Annotated in this window: 14 protein-coding genes; 9 read left to right on the top strand and 5 right to left on the bottom strand. The window is 66.6% G+C overall.

Annotated features, from left to right (window positions below; genetic code table 11):
* Positions 1-76 precede the first annotated feature (76 nt).
* The 4 genes from MRBLWH11_RS04075 (at position 77) to MRBLWH11_RS04060 (ending at position 5,022) form a co-directional block, all read left to right on the top strand.
* Positions 77-1,498 (top strand): methyltransferase, encoded by a 1,422-nt coding sequence (locus tag MRBLWH11_RS04075; protein WP_341946809.1) that lies wholly within the window; start codon positions 77-79, stop codon positions 1,496-1,498.
* Positions 1,499-1,806: 308 nt separating this feature from the next.
* A complete protein-coding gene (locus tag MRBLWH11_RS04070) occupies positions 1,807-3,147 on the top strand; it encodes a glycine betaine/L-proline ABC transporter ATP-binding protein (protein ID WP_341946808.1) in 1,341 nt (446 codons plus the stop codon).
* The gene (locus tag MRBLWH11_RS04065) at positions 3,147-4,109 is read left to right on the top strand and encodes a proline/glycine betaine ABC transporter permease (RefSeq protein ID WP_341946807.1); all 963 of its coding nucleotides are present in this window, start codon (positions 3,147-3,149) and stop codon (positions 4,107-4,109) included. The genes MRBLWH11_RS04070 and MRBLWH11_RS04065 overlap by 1 nt, the downstream gene beginning before the upstream one ends.
* On the top strand, positions 4,102-5,022 hold the full coding sequence (locus tag MRBLWH11_RS04060) for a glycine betaine ABC transporter substrate-binding protein (RefSeq protein ID WP_341946806.1): 921 nt from the start codon (positions 4,102-4,104) through the stop codon (positions 5,020-5,022). Before MRBLWH11_RS04065 ends, MRBLWH11_RS04060 begins: the two co-directional genes overlap by 8 nt.
* Positions 5,023-5,115: 93 nt before the next feature.
* On the opposite strand, the gene MRBLWH11_RS04055 is transcribed toward MRBLWH11_RS04060, so the two are convergent.
* Entirely contained in the window at positions 5,116-5,946 is an 831-nt protein-coding gene (locus MRBLWH11_RS04055; RefSeq protein WP_341946805.1) for an NAD(P)H-binding protein, read from the bottom strand.
* 82 nt (positions 5,947-6,028) lie between these two features.
* Here MRBLWH11_RS04055 and MRBLWH11_RS04050 point away from each other — a divergent pair, with 82 nt between their 5' ends.
* On the top strand, positions 6,029-6,943 hold the full coding sequence (locus MRBLWH11_RS04050; RefSeq protein ID WP_341946804.1) for an AraC family transcriptional regulator: 915 nt from the start codon (positions 6,029-6,031) through the stop codon (positions 6,941-6,943).
* Here MRBLWH11_RS04050 and MRBLWH11_RS04045 read toward each other — a convergent pair.
* Positions 6,940-7,818 (bottom strand): LysR family transcriptional regulator, encoded by an 879-nt coding sequence (locus MRBLWH11_RS04045; RefSeq protein WP_341946803.1) that lies wholly within the window; start codon positions 7,816-7,818, stop codon positions 6,940-6,942. The two genes, MRBLWH11_RS04050 and MRBLWH11_RS04045, sit on opposite strands and share 4 nt — an antisense overlap.
* A gap of 110 nt (positions 7,819-7,928) precedes the next feature.
* On the opposite strand from MRBLWH11_RS04045, the gene MRBLWH11_RS04040 reads away from it, so the two are divergent.
* Together MRBLWH11_RS04040 and MRBLWH11_RS04035 are read left to right on the top strand one after the other, a co-directional pair.
* Positions 7,929-9,242 (top strand): MFS transporter, encoded by a 1,314-nt coding sequence (locus MRBLWH11_RS04040; RefSeq protein ID WP_341946801.1) that lies wholly within the window; start codon positions 7,929-7,931, stop codon positions 9,240-9,242.
* Positions 9,239-11,584 (top strand): penicillin acylase family protein, encoded by a 2,346-nt coding sequence (locus MRBLWH11_RS04035; RefSeq protein ID WP_341946800.1) that lies wholly within the window; start codon positions 9,239-9,241, stop codon positions 11,582-11,584. Before MRBLWH11_RS04040 ends, MRBLWH11_RS04035 begins: the two co-directional genes overlap by 4 nt.
* A gap of 111 nt (positions 11,585-11,695) precedes the next feature.
* Here MRBLWH11_RS04035 and MRBLWH11_RS04030 read toward each other — a convergent pair whose 3' ends face one another.
* From MRBLWH11_RS04030 to MRBLWH11_RS04020, 3 genes are all read right to left on the bottom strand, one after another.
* On the bottom strand, positions 11,696-12,073 hold the full coding sequence (locus MRBLWH11_RS04030) for a RidA family protein (protein ID WP_341946799.1): 378 nt from the start codon (positions 12,071-12,073) through the stop codon (positions 11,696-11,698).
* 39 nt (positions 12,074-12,112) lie between these two features.
* Positions 12,113-12,310, bottom strand: coding sequence for a DUF2180 family protein (locus MRBLWH11_RS04025; RefSeq protein WP_341946798.1), 198 nt, complete (start codon positions 12,308-12,310; stop codon positions 12,113-12,115).
* An 87-nt stretch (positions 12,311-12,397) separates the two neighbouring features.
* Entirely contained in the window at positions 12,398-13,297 is a 900-nt protein-coding gene (locus MRBLWH11_RS04020) for an arginase family protein (protein ID WP_341946797.1), read from the bottom strand.
* Between the two features lie 323 nt (positions 13,298-13,620).
* On the opposite strand from MRBLWH11_RS04020, the gene MRBLWH11_RS04015 reads away from it, so the two are divergent.
* Positions 13,621-14,892 (top strand): ethanolamine utilization protein EutH, encoded by a 1,272-nt coding sequence (locus MRBLWH11_RS04015; RefSeq protein WP_341946796.1) that lies wholly within the window; start codon positions 13,621-13,623, stop codon positions 14,890-14,892.
* Entirely contained in the window at positions 14,889-16,196 is a 1,308-nt protein-coding gene (locus MRBLWH11_RS04010; RefSeq protein WP_341946795.1) for an aminotransferase class V-fold PLP-dependent enzyme, read from the top strand. Before MRBLWH11_RS04015 ends, MRBLWH11_RS04010 begins: the two co-directional genes overlap by 4 nt.
* The last annotated feature ends 44 nt before the right edge of the window (positions 16,197-16,240 follow it).

The raw sequence follows: 16,240 nt of genomic DNA, 5'->3' as shown, positions 1-16,240 counted from the left end.
CGCCCGTTTCACAAAGTTGTGAATAGTGCGAAAAAACGCATGCGGAATCCTTACGGGCGCCGCGTACAGTGGGCTGGTGCCGGAGTTCCCCTACAGTCGCCTGCGCCGCCGGCCGGATGTCGAAGCGGAGAACCTCCAGGCGCACGACGTCACTGACATCCTGCTCGTCGAACGGGCGCTCGCGCTCGGGCTTCCCGGCTCCGAGATCGCGGTGATCGGTGACGACTACGGCGCGATCACCCTGGCTCTGGCGGATGCCGGGCGCCACGGCATCCGCGTGCATCAGGACCTCGCGACCGGGCGCCGGGCGCTCGCGCGCAATGCCGAGGAACTCGGACTCTCGGGGTTCGCCGCGGGAAACGCAGACGAATCCGCATCCCCTCGGGGTGTCGATGCCGGACGCGCCGCCACCGCTCCGAATGATCTGGGTTCTCCGGCGCTCTTCGCCTCGCACGAGCTCGGCCCCGAACTGCTCACCGGTGCGCGGCTCGTGCTGCTGCAGCTGCCGAAGTCGCTCGCCGAGCTCGAGGAGATCGCGGATGCCGTCGCCCGCTGGGCCGCGCCCGACGTCGTGCTCGTCGCCGGGGGTCGCGTGAAGCACATGACCCTCGGGCAGAACGAGGTGCTCGGCCGCCGTTTCGCGCACGTGCAGGCCGAGCGAGCCGAGCGGAAGTCGCGGCTCGTGGTCGCCTCCGAGGCCCTTCCTGTGCCGGTCGAGCCGCCGTTCCCGGTGACCGCCGCGCACGACGGACTGACCCTCGTCGCCCACGGCGGCGCGTTCGCCGGTCCGCGCCTCGACATCGGCACGCGGGCGCTGCTGGAGGTGCTCGGACTCAGTGGTGCACAACTCAGCAAGAACGACGGGGCTCGGTCGGAAAAGCGGCCGAACGGGGCCGAGCACGACAGTTCTGGCGGAGTTGTGCACGGGGGTGCGGCCCTTCGACAAGCTCAGGGACCCAGCGCTCAGGGGCCCAAAGTTCAGGGACCCAAAGCTCAGGGGCCCAGCGCTCAGGGACCCAAAGCTCAGGGGCCCGCGGGATGGGTCGCTGAGCCCGTCGAAGCGTCGCGGACTGTGATCGACCTCGGGTGCGGCACCGGTGCGCTCGCCGCGTCGTGGGCGCTCGCGCACCCCCAGGACCGGGTCGTCGCGACCGACCGGTCGGCGGCGGCCGTGGCCTCCGCTCGCGCGACCGCCTTCGCGAACGGCGTCGCCGACCGCGTCATCGTCATGCACGACGACGCCGGATCCGAGCTCGCAGATGCGAGTGCCGACGTCGTGCTGCTCAACCCGCCGTTCCACCTCGGAACCAGCGTCCACACCGGTGCGGCGACCCGTCTGTTCGAGGCTGCCGCGCGCATCCTCCGCCCGGGCGCGGAGCTCTTCACGGTGTTCAACTCCTCGCTCGGATACCGTGCCGAGCTCGCCCGGATCATCGGGCCGACCGAGCAGCTGCACCGCACGTCCAAGTTCACCGTGACGCGCAGCATCCGTCGCTGAACATATGACCAATCCCCCGGTCAGCAGGGGAAACCCGGGCGGTCCTGCGGCCGCGGATTTGCCCCTGATCAGCCATTTCGTTACGTTGGTCTGTGGGTCTTCTGGCCCGAAAGACCAGTCCGCGACCACGTCCTTCTTTCGATGAGCTGTGCTGCGAAGAGGCGTGGACGTACGGTCGATGCTCTCTGCGGCGGATCCGAAATCCGCTGCCCGTGCCGCCACAGCAGTCATGTCGAACGGCCTCGTGAGGATCACCCGGGCGTAACCGAAGCAGGCTCAGCCACCCGAGGCCGAGCCGCGGGGGAAACGTGTCCGAAATCGCTCTTGAAGCGCGCAATCTGTTCAAAGTGTTCGGGAAGAATCCGAGCCAGGCTGTCCGTCGTCTGAAGGCCGGTGAGAGCCGCACCGCCGTCGATGACGCGGGCACGGCAGCCGTCATCGACGCGAGCTTCACCGTCAACCGCGGTGAGATCTTCGTCATCATGGGCCTGTCCGGTTCCGGTAAGTCCACCATCATCCGGATGCTCAACGGTCTGCATGACGCGACCTCCGGCACCGTCACGGTGAGCGGCGAACCGATCACCGGCATCCCGGGATCGCAGCTGCGCGAGATCCGTCGTGATCGCATCTCGATGGTGTTCCAGCACTTCGCGCTGCTGCCGCACCGCACGGTCGCCGCGAATGTGGCCTACCCGCTCGAGCTGAAGGGCGTGGGCAAGGCCGAGCGTCTCGCGAAGGCCGAGGAGATCCTCGCGCTCGTCGGGCTCGAAGGCCAGGGCGACAAGATGCCGTCCGAGCTCTCCGGCGGCATGCAGCAGCGCGTCGGCATCGCCCGTGCGCTCGCCGCCGACAGCGACATCCTGCTCATGGACGAGGCGTTCAGCGCGCTCGACCCGCTCATCCGCCGCGAGATGCAGGAGCAGCTGCTCGAACTGCAGGAGAAGCTCCAGAAGACGATCGTCTTCATCACCCATGACCTGAATGAGGCCATGTTCCTCGGCGACCGCATCGCCGTGATGCGCGACGGCCGCATCGTGCAGATCGGCACGCCGGAGGACATCCTGATGGACCCGGCGAACGACTACGTCGAGCAGTTCGTGCAGGACGTCGACCGCGCTCGCGTGCTCACCGCCGCGAACGTCATGGAGCGTCCGCGCCCCGTGGTCCCCGAGACGGCCGGCCCCCGCACCGCGCTCCGCCAGATGCGCGACGCCTACATGTCGGCGACGTACGTCGTCGGCCGCGACCGGCAGCTGCTCGGCGTCGTGACCGACCGGGATGCCGTGAAGCTCGTACGCTCCGGTGCGACGAGGCTCGACTCGGTGCTCAAGCCCGTGCTGCAGAGCGTCCGCGAGGACGAGGTCCTGATGAACCTGTTCGTTCCGGCGGTCGAGTCGCCGCTGCCGCTGGCGGTGACGGATGCCGAGGGCCGGCTCGTCGGCGTCATCCCGCGCGTGACCCTGCTCGCCGCCCTCGGTCCCGGGCCGGGCGCCACCGAGGAGATCATCCTCCCGCTGATGCCCATGCCGCAGGCGGAGATCGACGCCGTGCTCGACGACGGATGGACGGACGAATCCCCGGTCGTTGAGCGAGCGGAGCGAGACGAAACGCACACGCACACGCAGAACACGATCGAGGAGGTGCGCTGATGGATGGTTTCCGCATCCCCCTCGGCAGCTGGGTCGAAGCCGGAGTCGACTGGGTCAAGGTCAACCTCGACGGCCTGCTCGACGTCGTCTCGTTCGTGGTGACGTTCCTCGTCGACGGACTCACCTCGCTGCTCCTGCTCCCCTACTTCTTCGTCGTGATCGCGCTCGCCGCGCTCATCGCGTGGACGGTGCGCTCGTGGCAGCTGGCGATCGGCACGATCGTCTCGTTCACGCTGATCGTGGCAATGGGCCTGTGGGTCCCCGCGATGCAGACGCTCGGCCTCGTGCTGGTCGCCGCACTCGTCGCCGTCGTGATCGCCGTGCCGCTCGGCATCTGGTCGGCGCGCAACGCCACGGTCCGCGCGGTGCTCAAGCCCGTGCTCGACTTCATGCAGACCATGCCCGCGTTCGTGTACCTGATCCCCGCGATCGTGTTCTTCAGCATCGGCGTCGTCCCCGGACTCGTCGCCACGGTCATCTTCGCGCTGCCTCCGGGCGTGCGACTGACCGAGCTCGGCATCCGCGGTGTCGACTCCGAGACCGTCGAGGCCGGGCAGGCCTTCGGCGCGAAGCCGGGGCAGATCCTGCGCGGCATCCAGCTTCCGCTCGCCATGCCGACGATCCTCGCCGGCATCAACCAGGTCATCATGCTCGCCCTCTCCATGGCGGTCATCGCCGGGATGGCGGGCGCCGACGGCCTCGGGAAGATGGTCGTCGAGGCGATCTCGACCGTGAACATCGCCAAGGGCGTGGAGGCCGGCCTCGGCGTCGTGCTGATCGCGGTCTTCCTCGACCGCGTCACCGCCGCGCTCGGCACGCTCGGGCAGAACCCGGCATCCCTGCTGGCGGTCATCCGCCGTCGTGGCGCGCAGCGTCAGTCGGATGCCGTCGCCACGGCATCCGCCCCCGTCGCCGAGGCGCCGGAGAAGCCCGTCGAAGAGAAGGAGCTCCAGAATGCGTAAGCGCAGGATCATCACCATCGCGGCCATCGGCGCCGCGGGAGCACTCGCCCTCAGCGGCTGCGCGAGCGACGGCGCGGGCGGCACGATCGAGCTCGGCGGAGGCGGCAGCGCCGGCGGCGGAGGCGACAAGGGCACCATCACGCTCGGGTTCCTCCCGTCGTGGACCGACGGCCTCAGTACCGCGTACCTGCTGCAGGACCAGCTCGAGAAGATCGGCTACGACGTCGAGCTCAAGACGCTCACCGAGGCGGGCCCGCTCTACACCGGGCTCGCGCAGGGCGACGTCGACCTGTTCCCGTCGGCCTGGCCCGAGGTCACGCACGCCGAGTACATGAAGACCTACGGCGAATCGATCGAGGACCTCGGCACGTACTACGACAACGCGCGGCTCACGATCGCGGTGCCGGAGTACTCCGAGCTCGAGACGATCGACGACCTCGCGGGAGCTGACCTCGGCGGCAAGATCTACGGCATCGAGCCGGGTGCCGGCCTCACCGCGCAGACGCAGAAGATGCTGCCGGAGTATGGCCTCGACAGCCAGTACGAGCTCGTCACCTCCTCGACCGCGGCGATGCTCACCGAGCTGAAGTCGGCGACCGAGAAGAAGCAGGACATCGCGGTCACGCTCTGGCGTCCGTTCTGGGCCAACGACGCCTTCCCCGTGAAGGACCTCGAAGACCCGAAGGGGGCGATGGGCGAGGCCGAGGGCCTGCACTTCCTCGGCACGAAGGGCTTCGCGGAGGAGTTCCCCGAGGCCGCCGACCTGATCTCGAAGATCGTGCTGGATGACGAGCAGTACGGCTCGCTGGAGGACCTGGTCGTGAACGAGTACGGCGAGGGTCGCGAGGCCGAAGCCGTCGACGCCTGGCTCGAGGAGAACGGCGACCAGTTCGACTGGGTCGTCAGCAGCTGACCTGAGGCGCAGCATCCGCTCGCGTTCTGAAGGAGATCTCGCTGTCTGAAGGGCCTGCTCGCGAAGGTGCTCCTTCAGATCGCGAGATCTCCTTCATTCCGTGCGGTGCGCGACCCCGAGGTGGGTCGCCTCTCGGATCGCCCATGCTCTGAACGTGGTGGCCGGTCGGCCGAGAACGTGGGCCACGCCGTCGGAGGTGTACGCGTCCGCGCCGGAGCGGATGCCGCGGAGCATCGCCATGCGCCAGCGGATGTAGCCCTCGGGTGTCCCTGCCGCGCGAAGGCGGTCGACGTGCGCATCGTCGGCTTCATCGACGAACAGCACGGGGGCGCTGCTGATCTCACGGAGCGTGTCCGCTGCGTCTGCGAAGGTGATCGCTTCGGGCCCGGAGAGCGCAAGCGTCTTGTTGTCGTGGCCTCGATCGGTGAGCACGACGGCCGCGACCTCCGCGAGGTCGTCGACATCGATGAACGGCTCGGCGCCGTCGCCGACCGGGGCGACGATGCGTCCGTCCACCGGTGCGAACATGGCCTCGGTGAAGTTCTGCGCGAAGTGCGCCGGCCGCAGGATCGTCCACATCAGCGGGCCGGATCGGAGCGTGCGTTCGGCCATATCGACGGCGCCGCCCGGGTGGAACTCGACTCCCCGGGCGGAGAGCAGCACGGCGTGCGTGACTCCCGCCTCTGCGGCGACATCGAGAAGGCGGTGGAGGAGCTCGCTCCAGTCGGTGGCGGAGCCGGGGCCGACGATGAAGATGCCGTCCGCGCCCTCGAGGGCGGATGACCATGTGGAGTCGTCGCTCCAGTCGAAACGGATCGGCGTTCGTCGACTGACGGCACGTGCGCGGTGTCCATCGCGTTCGAGCAGGCGGGTGAGGCGGCGACCGACTTTTCCGGTGCCGCCGAGGATGACGTATGCGGGCATGACCACGATGCTACGAACCTGTCGATAACGGAACAATGTCTGAATCACTCCAGAAGATTCGTGATCGTCTAGATTGGCTGTCGTGGACATCCTGAGCGACGAACTGGCTCGCGCACGGGCCGAGGGCGCACTGTTCTCCGTTCTGCAGTGCCTGCCGCCGTGGGGTCTGGGCTTCAGCGGCACCCGGCCGCTGACCGTGCACATCATCCTCGAGGGCTCCGCCTGGATCGAGCGCGCCGGCGAGGACCCCGTCGAGATCCGCGCCGGTGACGTCGTCCTGGCGACCGCGGGACCGGCGTACGCACTGGTCAGCGAACAGGGCGCGTCGGTCGTCCCGATCGAGGAGGCCCGTCAGCGACCCTCGTCTCCCGTGCAGGACCCCGAACGAGCCGCTGTGGTCATGTGCGGGGCGTACACGCTGAACGGCAGTGTCGGTGAGTCGCTGCTGCGCGGCCTTCCCCCGTTCGCCCTGGTCCGCGCGGATGATCAGGAGCCGTCGCAACGGATGGCCGTCGGCCTGCTCGTCGCTGAAGTCGACCGGGCGGCGGAAGGGCAGAGAGCGCTGCTCGATCGGCTGCTGGACGTCAATCTCGTATTCACGCTGCGCGCGTGGTGGCAGGTGTCGGACTCCGCGCCCGGCTGGTACAGCGCCCTCCGCCTCCCGACTCTTCGCCGCGTCCTCGAAGGGCTCTACGCCGACCCCAGTCACCCGTGGACGCTCGAGAGCATGGCGCAGCGTGCGGGAATCTCCCGGGCGGCGCTGGCTGCGCAGTTCCGCGCTGTGGTCGGAACGCCGCCCGTCCGATTCCTCACGCAGCTCCGGATGACGCGCGCGGAAGACGCCCTCATCCGGACCGACAGCACCCTGGCAGCCATCGCGGCCGAGGTCGGATACAGCAACGAGTACGCTTTCTCCACGGCATTTCGACGCAACCGTGGATGCTCCCCTGGGCGCTGGCGGCAGGAGCGCCGGGGCACCGCAGGCAGAGAGGTCTAGACCTCCGCGGAGTCCGGCCAGGTCGGGTGCGCCTGCAGCCAGGATCGGAGGTCGGCAGCCACGTCTTCGAGTGCGTCAGTCGCATAGTGCGTCGCATCCCACGATGCGTACAGCGTGATCGTCAGCGGGACGCCGTTCGCGCGCGCGGGGATGGCGTCGAGGCCGAAGCGCAGCGGTTCCGTCGTCAGGGCGTAGCCTTGACCGTTCGCGGCAAAGGCCTGCGCGACCGATCCGGCAGCCACATCTCGCACGGGCATCAGGAATGCCAGATGCGCCACAGCGCTCATCACGGCCGCGCCGACGCCGCTCCTCGGCACCACCAGAGATTCATGCGTCATCGATTCGAGATCGCCGTACTCGGCCCCCGGGAATCGTGTGCGGACGTCACGGGCCTGGATCATGATCGGTACCGTCGCGATCGCGATCTGGCGGCGATGCGCTGGCGGTACGAGTGAGCTCACGGCCAGGTCGGCGCGGCCGCCCAGAAGGGCATCGACTTCTGCCGCGGGCACGATCTCGAGATCCACGATCGGTACGTCGATCTCTGCGAGAAAGGGCGCCAACACGCTCTCGGTCGTGGCGTGCGGACATGCCACCCGGAAAGACGGCCTTCCCCGGAATCGAGATTCGAGCACCGCTTCGACCTGATCGAACCGGGCGAGTACGTCGGACGCCATCGAGAGCAGCGACAACCCCGCTGCTGTGGGAACCATGCCGCTCGACGTGCGATGGAAGACGAGCAGACCGAGGTCGGCTTCCAGTCGACCCACCTGCTTCGACACCGCTGGTTGGGTCAGGTGCAGATGCTTCGCCGCTGCGCTGACCGATCCGAGGCTGGCAACGGCGGTGAAGACGGTGAGCGCGCGCCTGTCCATTCCCAAATGTTATTGGCTACGGCGCAATAAGTCATTAGACAGAATATTGCGGCCTATGGATAGTTGTCGAAGCGGGAATCCGCGATCCTCGATGAAGAAGGAGACAGCTCATGGCGAGCAGCACGAAACGAGAACGAACTGCGGTGATCGGGGCCTTCATCGGCAACTCGCTCGAATGGTTCGACTTCTTCGTCTACGGGACCGCGAGCGCGCTCGTCTTCGGTCAGGTCTTCTTCCCCGAGTTGGACTCCGGTGCCGGCCTGCTCGCCGCGTTCGCGACCCTCTGGGTGGGATTCCTGACTCGCCCGCTCGGCGCCTTCGTCTTCGGGCACTTCGGCGATCGGATCGGGCGCAAGAACGTGCTCCTTGTCACCCTGGTGCTGATGGGGAGCGCGACCGTGGCGATCGGATTGCTCCCCACCTATGCGCAGGTCGGCCTCGCCGCACCGGTGCTTCTGGTCGTTCTGCGCGCCGCGCAAGGACTGGCTGTCGGCGGCGAGTGGGGCGGTGCGGTCCTCATCGCCACCGAACACGCATCCGACACGCGCAAGACGATCGCCGGAGCCTGGGTGCAGCAGGGGTCTCCGGTCGGATCGATCCTCGCAACCGGTTCGTTCCTCCTCGTCGGCCTGCTCCCGGATGACGCGTTCTTCAGCTGGGGCTGGCGGCTGCCGTTCCTGTGCTCGATTCTCCTGGTGGTCGTCGGCATCGTCCTCCGACTGCGGCTCTCCGAGTCCGAGGAGTTCCTCGAGTCGAAGCGAACCGGAGATGTCGTGAAGGTCCCGGCGCTCGCGGTCTTCACGAAGGCGCCGGTCATCCTCCTGCTCGGTATCGCCGTGTCCGTCATGGCGATCGCGAACTCCTACTTCACCAACACGTTCCTTCTGGCCTGGGCGACCGGTCCGCTCGGGTTCGATCGTCAGGTCATTCTGAACATCCTGGTCGGCGCCGCGGTCGTGCAGTTCTTCACGCAGCTCCTGGCCGGCCACGCAGCGCAACGATGGGGACGCACGCGAGTGATCCTCGTCAGTCTCACGACCGCGCTCGTCTTCACCGTCCCGTACTTCGCCGCGATCTCGAGCGGTGACCTGCTGCTGATCACTCTGGCGATGTACGTGTCGTTCGGGAGCATCTGCGCCTACTTCGCCGTGCTCGCCAGCTTCCTCGCATATGCCTTCCCCGCGAAGATCCGATTCTCGGGAATCTCGATCTCGTACCAGCTCTGCTCGTCGCTGATCGGCGGACCGACCGCATTCATCGCCCAGTGGATCCTGAACTCCACCGGGAACAATCCCTGGGCGGTCGCCGTCTTCTACGCGTCCCTCGTCATCGTCACGATCGGCGGCGCCATCGGGCTCCACATCGTCGTGCGTCGCCGTCATGCGGTCGAGTCCCCTCTCGCTGTCCCGGCGGCGCGGTCGTGAAGACATCGTCCACCTCATCGGCATCCACGTCGTCGGACACGCATCTCGGCGGTCTTGCCGCCCCGGTGACGGTCGTCGTGGACCGCACAGGCGTCTCGCACATCCGGGCGGAGTCGTCGGCGGATGTCTTCTTCGCGCAGGGCTTTGTCGCCGCTCGCGACCGCTTGTTCCAGATGGACCTGTGGATGCGCCGGGGGCTCGGACGGCTTGCGGAGGTGTTCGGTCCCGAATGGGTGGACCGAGATCAGGCGAGTCGAGCGTTCCTGTTCCGCGGTGATCTGCGAGTCGATCGCGCTGCGTACGGTCCCCGGGCGGAAGAAGCTCTCGACCGCTTCGCCGAGGGCGTGAACGCGTACGTCGCCGACGCGGTGTTTCGTGACGACCTGCCCCCGGAGTTCGTCGCGTACGGATATCGTCCGCTGACGTGGAAGGGAGAGGACATCAGCCGCATCCGCGTTCACGGACTGTTCGAGAATGCCCTTCAGGAAGTGGAACGCGATGAGGTGCTCGCGCGATGGGGGGCGGATGTCGAGCAACTCCGTCGGACGCTGCAGCCGCCCGTCGATCTGGGATCGCGTCCCTCGGCAGGCCTCGGCTCGCGCGCACTCGACTTCTACGCCCTGGCCTTCGGCCCGTTGTCGATCGATGCTCCGAGAGCCAGACGGTCATCCGAGCCGAGCGTGGACGGCAGCAACAACTGGGTCGTCTCCGGCGATCGCACATCGTCGGGCAGACCGCTCCTCGCCAGTGATCCGCACCGCGCGATGACCCTGCCTTCGCTGAGGTACGTGGTCCATCTCACGTGCCCCGAATTCGACGTGATCGGCGCCGGCGAACCCTTTCTTCCGGGGGTCAGCATCGGTCACAACGAACGCGTGGCCTTCGGCCTCACCTATTTCCCGACAGACCTCGAAGACGTGTACCACTACCGCACCGATCCCGACGATCCGGAGCGCTACTGGCTCGACGGACGATGGGAGCGGTTCGACCGGCTCGAGGAGCGAATCTCGGTCCATGGCGGTGACGAGGTCGACCGTGTCAACAGGTTCACGGTCCACGGACCTGTCGTGCACCGCGACGTGGTCGAGAACACCGCAGTGGTGGTCAGAGCAGCATGGCTCGAACCGGGAATGGCTCCGTACCTGGCCAGTCTGAGGAATCTGGACGCGCGCGATGCGGGGGAGCTCCGAGCGGGTCTCGAGCATTGGGGCTCCCCGACCACGAATCAGGTGTTCGCCGACGTCGACGGCCGCATCGGTTGGCAGGCGAGCGGAAGGACTCCGCTGCGAACGGAAGCAGACGGTCTCACCCCGATCTCCGCCGAGACGAGCAGGGGCTGGACCGAGCTGAGAGGCACGGCGGATCTGCCGGGCGTCGTGGACCCGTCCGCAGGATGGCTGGCTACTGCCAACGAGCACAACATCCCGCTCGACTCCCCTGTCAGTGCGAACCCTGTCGGCCATGAGTGGCTCGCTCCGTTCCGTTACGAGCGAATCAGCGCGCGACTGAGCGCCGAGCGGGAGTGGACCGTCGAGTCGACAGCGCAACTGCAGACCGACGTCCTGAGCGTGCCCGCCGTGCGCATCTGCGAGATCGTCGATGATCTCGCACGGAGGAGCCCGGGCATCCGTGCAAGCCTTGCGATCGATCTTCTTCTCAATTGGGATCGCCGAATGACCGAAGACTCGGCCGCCGCGCTGCTGTTCGAGACCTGGTTCCGCGGGCCGCTTCGTCGTCGCCTGCTCGCCGACGCCCTCGCGGGGTTGAACATCGAGGACGCGCAGATCGCTCTCGGCGTGATCGATCCGGCGGAGCGCGAGGAATCGGCTGGAGATCCGCAGGTGGATCTCAACCTGTTCGAGTCGGCCGCGTCACGTGGCGAGTACCTCCACGAGGTGGTCCACGTGACGCTCGCCGATGCTTTCGAAGACCTTTGCCGACGGTTCGGTTCGGACGTGACGAAATGGCGATGGGGGCATTTCCATCGGATGCCCTTCACTCATCCGGCCGGCGCCGCAAATCCCGGGTGGTCGCTCGACGCGGTTCCGAAGAGTGGGAGCCCCGACACGGTCGCCGTCTCGTCGAGAAGGAGCGACGGCACGCAGTCCGCGGGTGCGAGCTTCCGCTTCATCGCCGATGTCGGCGAGTGGGACGACTCGGTCTACATCAACGCTCCTGGACAGAGCGGTCGCCCGGGCGACCCGCACTACGACGACCATCTGGAGTCTTGGCGAAAAGGCGAGTATCGACGACTCGCCTACACGCAATCGTGCATCGACGACCTCGCGGAGACGACGTATCTCCTCCTGCCGATCGGGGCGGATGACGGTGTCGTCGAATGACCTAGCGATATCCCGGGTGCGCCAGGACTCCCACGCCGCACGCCCTCGCCGGTTCAGCCTCGGACACAGAGAAGGGGGATGCGACATGTCGCATCCCCCTTCTGCGTCCGCTCAGACCGCCGCCAGCACGGCATCCACCTCGATCTCGACCAGGAGGTCTGCGGCGGCCAGCGCCGTGGTGCCGATCGTCGAAGTGACCGGAAGGATCTCACGGAAGAGCTCTCCATGGACTTCGCCGACTGCATCGAAGTCCGCCATGTCGGTGAGGAAGATGCGTGTGCGCACCACGTCTTTCAGCGTGGCTCCGGCAGTCGCCAAGGCAGTCTCGATGCGGGAGAAGATCTCCCTGGCCTGCTCGGCAGCGGTCGATCCCACTCCGCCGGACGTGGTGCCGGCGACGAAGACGAGGTCGCCCACCCTCACCGCTCGGGAGTACCCGAGAATCGGCTCGCGCGGGGAGCCGGATGCGATGTTCTGTCGTTCCTTCATTTCGTTCCTCTGTTTCTTGATCAGGTGTGAGGGGTGAGCTCACGCCGCTTCGGCGCATTCGAGACATCGGATCCGCTGGTGACGCCGCTCACTCGGGTTCCCGAGCGACATCACGTTGTCGCGGCTGCTGATCGTGGCGACGTGCGCATGGGCGACGCACACACCCACCCCGCACTGGGTACAGATCGCGACGGCGGGGACGCCCTCGCCGTTCCTGGAGTGACTGAAGCAATGCATGTCGTTCCCTTTCGCCTGTGAAGGAGTACTGCAGCAGCAGCGCAGGGGCTCCCCGATCGGGTGTCGGCAGAGCCCCTGTGCTGCCCTCTAGCGGGCGAACTGCCCCAGGGCCTTGCCGATCGTCGCGGTGAGACCGCGTCCGCTGAGTCCTCCCGGATCCATGTCCGGGTTGTAGATCGTGATCTCGAACCCGATCGCCTTCGGAGAGCTGAGCGCGACCCTCAGCACGGTCGCCAGCTCGTCCCAGGAGAGCCCGTCGGGCTGAGGAGCGTCGACGGCCCACATGATCGACTGGTCGAGCACGTCGACGTCCACGTGAACCCAGAAGCCTTCGGGTCCATCGTCGCGCGTCAGATGGGCTACGGCCTCTTCTGCGGCAGTCTCTACGCCGAGAACCCGCACCGCGTTGCGATCGAACGCCAGCATGTCTGCGGGGAGCAGCTGGCTGCGGTTGTAGTTCTGAGTCGCACCATCGCGGTATGCGAACGGGACGGCGTCGTCATCGCGGACGAGCGGACCCAGTCCTTGGATGTTCGACACGATCTCCGGGCCTCGCCCGGTGGCCAGCGCGAGGTCACTCGCCGACGCGGCACCCTGAATCGGGTTCGCCTCAGGCTGGTAGAAATCGGTGTGCCCGTCGATGTAGAGGACGCCGTATCGCCCTCGTCGTCGCAGGCTCAGCATCGAACCGAGGACGATCGAGCAATCGCCGCCCAGCACGACCGGGAACTCGCCGCGGTTGATCACTTCGGTCACGGCGTCAGCCAGGGCGATCGAATAGTCGTGGATCTCCTGCGCGTTCATCAGCTGGGTCTCGGGATCGCGCTCGGGCCGCCACTGGGGAGACTCGACTCTCCCCGCATGCCGAGCTTTCAGACGTTCCTGCAGGCCGGCATCCAGCATCGCGTTCGGCATGTCGGCGACGGCGAGATGGGTGGGGATGTGTCCGAGCACCGAGGGTGCTTCGATGATGGCGAAATCACGCATGCGTGGGCTTCCTAACTTCGATCGGGTGTCACTGGCACGGGTGGCTCGCGTTCATCTCGCGCACACCTCATCGTGCATCTGTGTTGACTATCTTGGATTCCTGACCGAGCTTGTGTCAATACCTTGTTCTTCGCCGACTATTGACAGCTTCGCTCCTCAACGGTCACACTAAAGCTCGTTATACCTCTGAAAGCCACAAAGATCCTCGATGCGCCGATGCAGCGAGGAATCAGCTGGGCACGCACGGCGGACGCGGTTCACCCGAAAAGGGCTGCGGGAACGGAACGCCGCGTGCGCCCTCACGCCAACGAAGGAGCACGTTCATGGAACTGATCGGACAGGGCATCATCTACCTGATGATGGCGTTCGTCATCATCGGGGCCGTCGCGGCCGTGATCAATGATGAGAAGGGCCTCGGACGGGAGTTCAAAGAAGGCCTGAACATGATCGGCGTCGTCTTCCTCCCACTCGCGGGGATCATGGTCCTCATGCCGTACCTCACGGCATTCGTGTCCAACAACCTGGGCCCTGTCTACGCCTGGTTGCATGCCGATCCGTCGCTCGCTGCCACGACGATCATCCCCAGTGATCTCGGGGGCTATCAGCTTGCTGCGGCGACGGCATCCAGCCATGGCGCGTGGATCATGGCGTTCGCCGTCGGGCTGACCGCCGGAGCCACCATCATGTACAGCATCCCGGTGGGGCTGGCGATGCTCGACAAGCGCGACCACAAGTACATGGCTCTCGGGTTCCTCGCGGGGCTGCTCACGATCCCGATCTCGGTCTTCATCACGATCGTCGTCCTGCAGGTCACCGGTACGCCGCTGCGCGTGGACGTCTCGAACACCTCCGAATCCGTTCGGCCGTTCGACCTGCCCTGGAACGAGGTGCTGATCAACCTCGTTCCGCTGACCGCCTTCCTGCTGGTGATCGCGCTGTGCCTGCGATTCCTCACGTCGGTCATGGTGAAGGTCTTCATCGTCTTCGGCCGGGTCATCGACGCCGTCATCAAGATCGCCGTCGCACTCGCCATCGTCGAGTACTTCACCGGAATCTTCACCACGCTGTTCGGCGGTCTGGGGTTCGATCCCTTCATCGCCGACGAGAAGGACCAGTTCCGTGCTCTTGAGATCGCCGGATACGTGGGCGTGATGCTCGCCGGCGCGTTCCCTCTGATCTACGCGATCACGACCTGGCTCGCGAAGCCGCTGGCGGCGGCGGGGGCGCGCTTCGGATTCTCCGAGGTCGGGGCTGCAGGCGTTATCGCCGGCGCTGTCAACATCCAGGCGCTGTTCCGTCTCGTGCGGGCGATGCCGCCCCGTGACAAGGTGCTCACCACGGCCTTCAGCGTCTGCGCCGCGTTCGCGCTGGGAGACCACCTGGCGTTCATCGCGAACTTCCAGCCGAACATGGTGGGTCCGCTCATCATCGGAAAGCTCGCGGGCGGTGTTCTCGCGATGTTCCTCGCCCTGTGGCTGTCCATGCCGCAGGCGCGGCTGCTCGAAGCCAAGGACATCGCGGACGGTGTGATCGGTGCGGACGAGTATGCGCCGGTCGTCCGCCGCAGACGTATCGAGGCCGAACCCGCCGTATGAGCCCGACCCGGGCTGGTGCAGAGCGTGCGCTCAGCGCCAGCCCGGAACGGAATCCGCATCCCTCGAAGACGTCCGTGCTTCGAAGACCAATTCTCGGAGGTACTCTCACGATGCTCGATCTCGATCTCATTCGCCGCGCGACCCCAGCGACACGCGATGTGGTTCATCTGAACAGCGCCGGTGCTTCGCTGATGAGCACACGCACGCTGGAAGTCGTCGTCGGTCATCTGACCCTGGAAGCGCGGATCGGCGGATACGAGGCAGCGGCCGCCCGGCAGGCGGAGATCGAGGGGACGTATGAGTCGCTCGGCCGGCTCGTCAACGGTCGGCGAAGCGAGATCGCACTCTTCGACAACTCCACGCACGCATTCAACGCGGCGGTCTATTCGATTCCCTTGCGCGCCGGTGATCGCATCCTCACGACGCATGCGGAGTACGGTTCCAGCATCCTGGCGTTCCTGCAGCTCCGCCAGCGCTACGGTGTCGAGATCGACATCGCACCCAGCGACGAGAGCGGACAGGTGGACGTCGCCGCACTCCGCGCGCTTCTCTGCGACCGCACCAGGCTGGTGTCGATCTCCCATATCCCGACGTCGGGCGGGCTCATCAACCCCGCGCAGGACATCGGCCGGCTGGTGCGTGGCACCGGTGCACTGTATCTCCTCGACGCGACCCAGTCGCTCGGGCAGATCCCCGTCGATGTGGAGTCGATCGGAGCGGATCTCGTCATCGGGACGGGCCGCAAGTTCTTGCGCGGGCCCCGCGGCACGGGATTCCTCTGGGCGCGGGAGGCCTCGCTCGATCGGCTGGAGCCCTTCGTCAACGAGATCGAGGCATCCACCTGGGATGGCGCAGACGGCTACGCATGGCACACCGGGGCGCGACGCTTCGAGACATGGGAGAAGAGCTACTCGAACGTGCTGGGTCTCGGCGCTGCCGTGGATGAGGCACTCGAACTCGGAATCGACACGATCAGCAGTCGTGCGCTGGCGCTCTCGTCTCTGCTGCGGGACGGACTGGCCACGATCCGAGGCGTTCGCACGCACGACCTCGGGGTGCGGAACGGCGCGATCGTCACGGTGTCGGCAGATGGGGTGCCTGCTCCGGTTCTGGCCCGGGTCCTCAAGGACAACCGCATCAACGTCTCGCTGACCGTTCCCGAGCACAACCAGTTCGACGCGAGGGGCCCCGCGGTGCACCCGCTCGTGCGTCTCTCACCTCACTACTTCAACTCCGAACGCGAGATCGAACAGGCGATCGACGTTGTGGCCAGGGCTGTCGCTCAGGCTGACGGCGAGAGTTGACACCCCGAGCACCGTCAGACAGTGTGGACCACATGTTTCCACAG

This window comes from Microbacterium sp. LWH11-1.2 (assembly GCF_038397745.1).
In the GTDB taxonomy this organism is placed as follows: Bacteria; Actinomycetota; Actinomycetes; order Actinomycetales; family Microbacteriaceae; genus Microbacterium.
The sequence above is the reverse complement of the archived record's forward strand: the minus strand, read 5'-3'. Positions and strand labels throughout refer to the sequence as shown.

Excerpts from the sequence above, each read along its gene's own strand:
- MRBLWH11_RS04025 (WP_341946798.1), bottom strand. The coding sequence starts at position 12,310 with ATGCATTGCTTCAGTCACTCCAGGAACGGCGAGGGCGTCCCCGCCGTC.
- MRBLWH11_RS04045 (WP_341946803.1), bottom strand. The coding sequence starts at position 7,818 with ATGGACAGGCGCGCGCTCACCGTCTTCACCGCCGTTGCCAGCCTCGGA.
- MRBLWH11_RS04015 (WP_341946796.1), top strand. The coding sequence starts at position 13,621 with ATGGAACTGATCGGACAGGGCATCATCTACCTGATGATGGCGTTCGTC.
- MRBLWH11_RS04010 (WP_341946795.1), top strand. The coding sequence starts at position 14,889 with ATGAGCCCGACCCGGGCTGGTGCAGAGCGTGCGCTCAGCGCCAGCCCG.
- MRBLWH11_RS04030 (WP_341946799.1), bottom strand. The coding sequence starts at position 12,073 with ATGAAGGAACGACAGAACATCGCATCCGGCTCCCCGCGCGAGCCGATT.
- MRBLWH11_RS04065 (WP_341946807.1), top strand. The coding sequence starts at position 3,147 with ATGGATGGTTTCCGCATCCCCCTCGGCAGCTGGGTCGAAGCCGGAGTC.
- MRBLWH11_RS04020 (WP_341946797.1), bottom strand. The coding sequence starts at position 13,297 with ATGCGTGATTTCGCCATCATCGAAGCACCCTCGGTGCTCGGACACATC.
- MRBLWH11_RS04055 (WP_341946805.1), bottom strand. The coding sequence starts at position 5,946 with ATGCCCGCATACGTCATCCTCGGCGGCACCGGAAAAGTCGGTCGCCGC.
- MRBLWH11_RS04040 (WP_341946801.1), top strand. The coding sequence starts at position 7,929 with ATGGCGAGCAGCACGAAACGAGAACGAACTGCGGTGATCGGGGCCTTC.
- MRBLWH11_RS04060 (WP_341946806.1), top strand. The coding sequence starts at position 4,102 with ATGCGTAAGCGCAGGATCATCACCATCGCGGCCATCGGCGCCGCGGGA.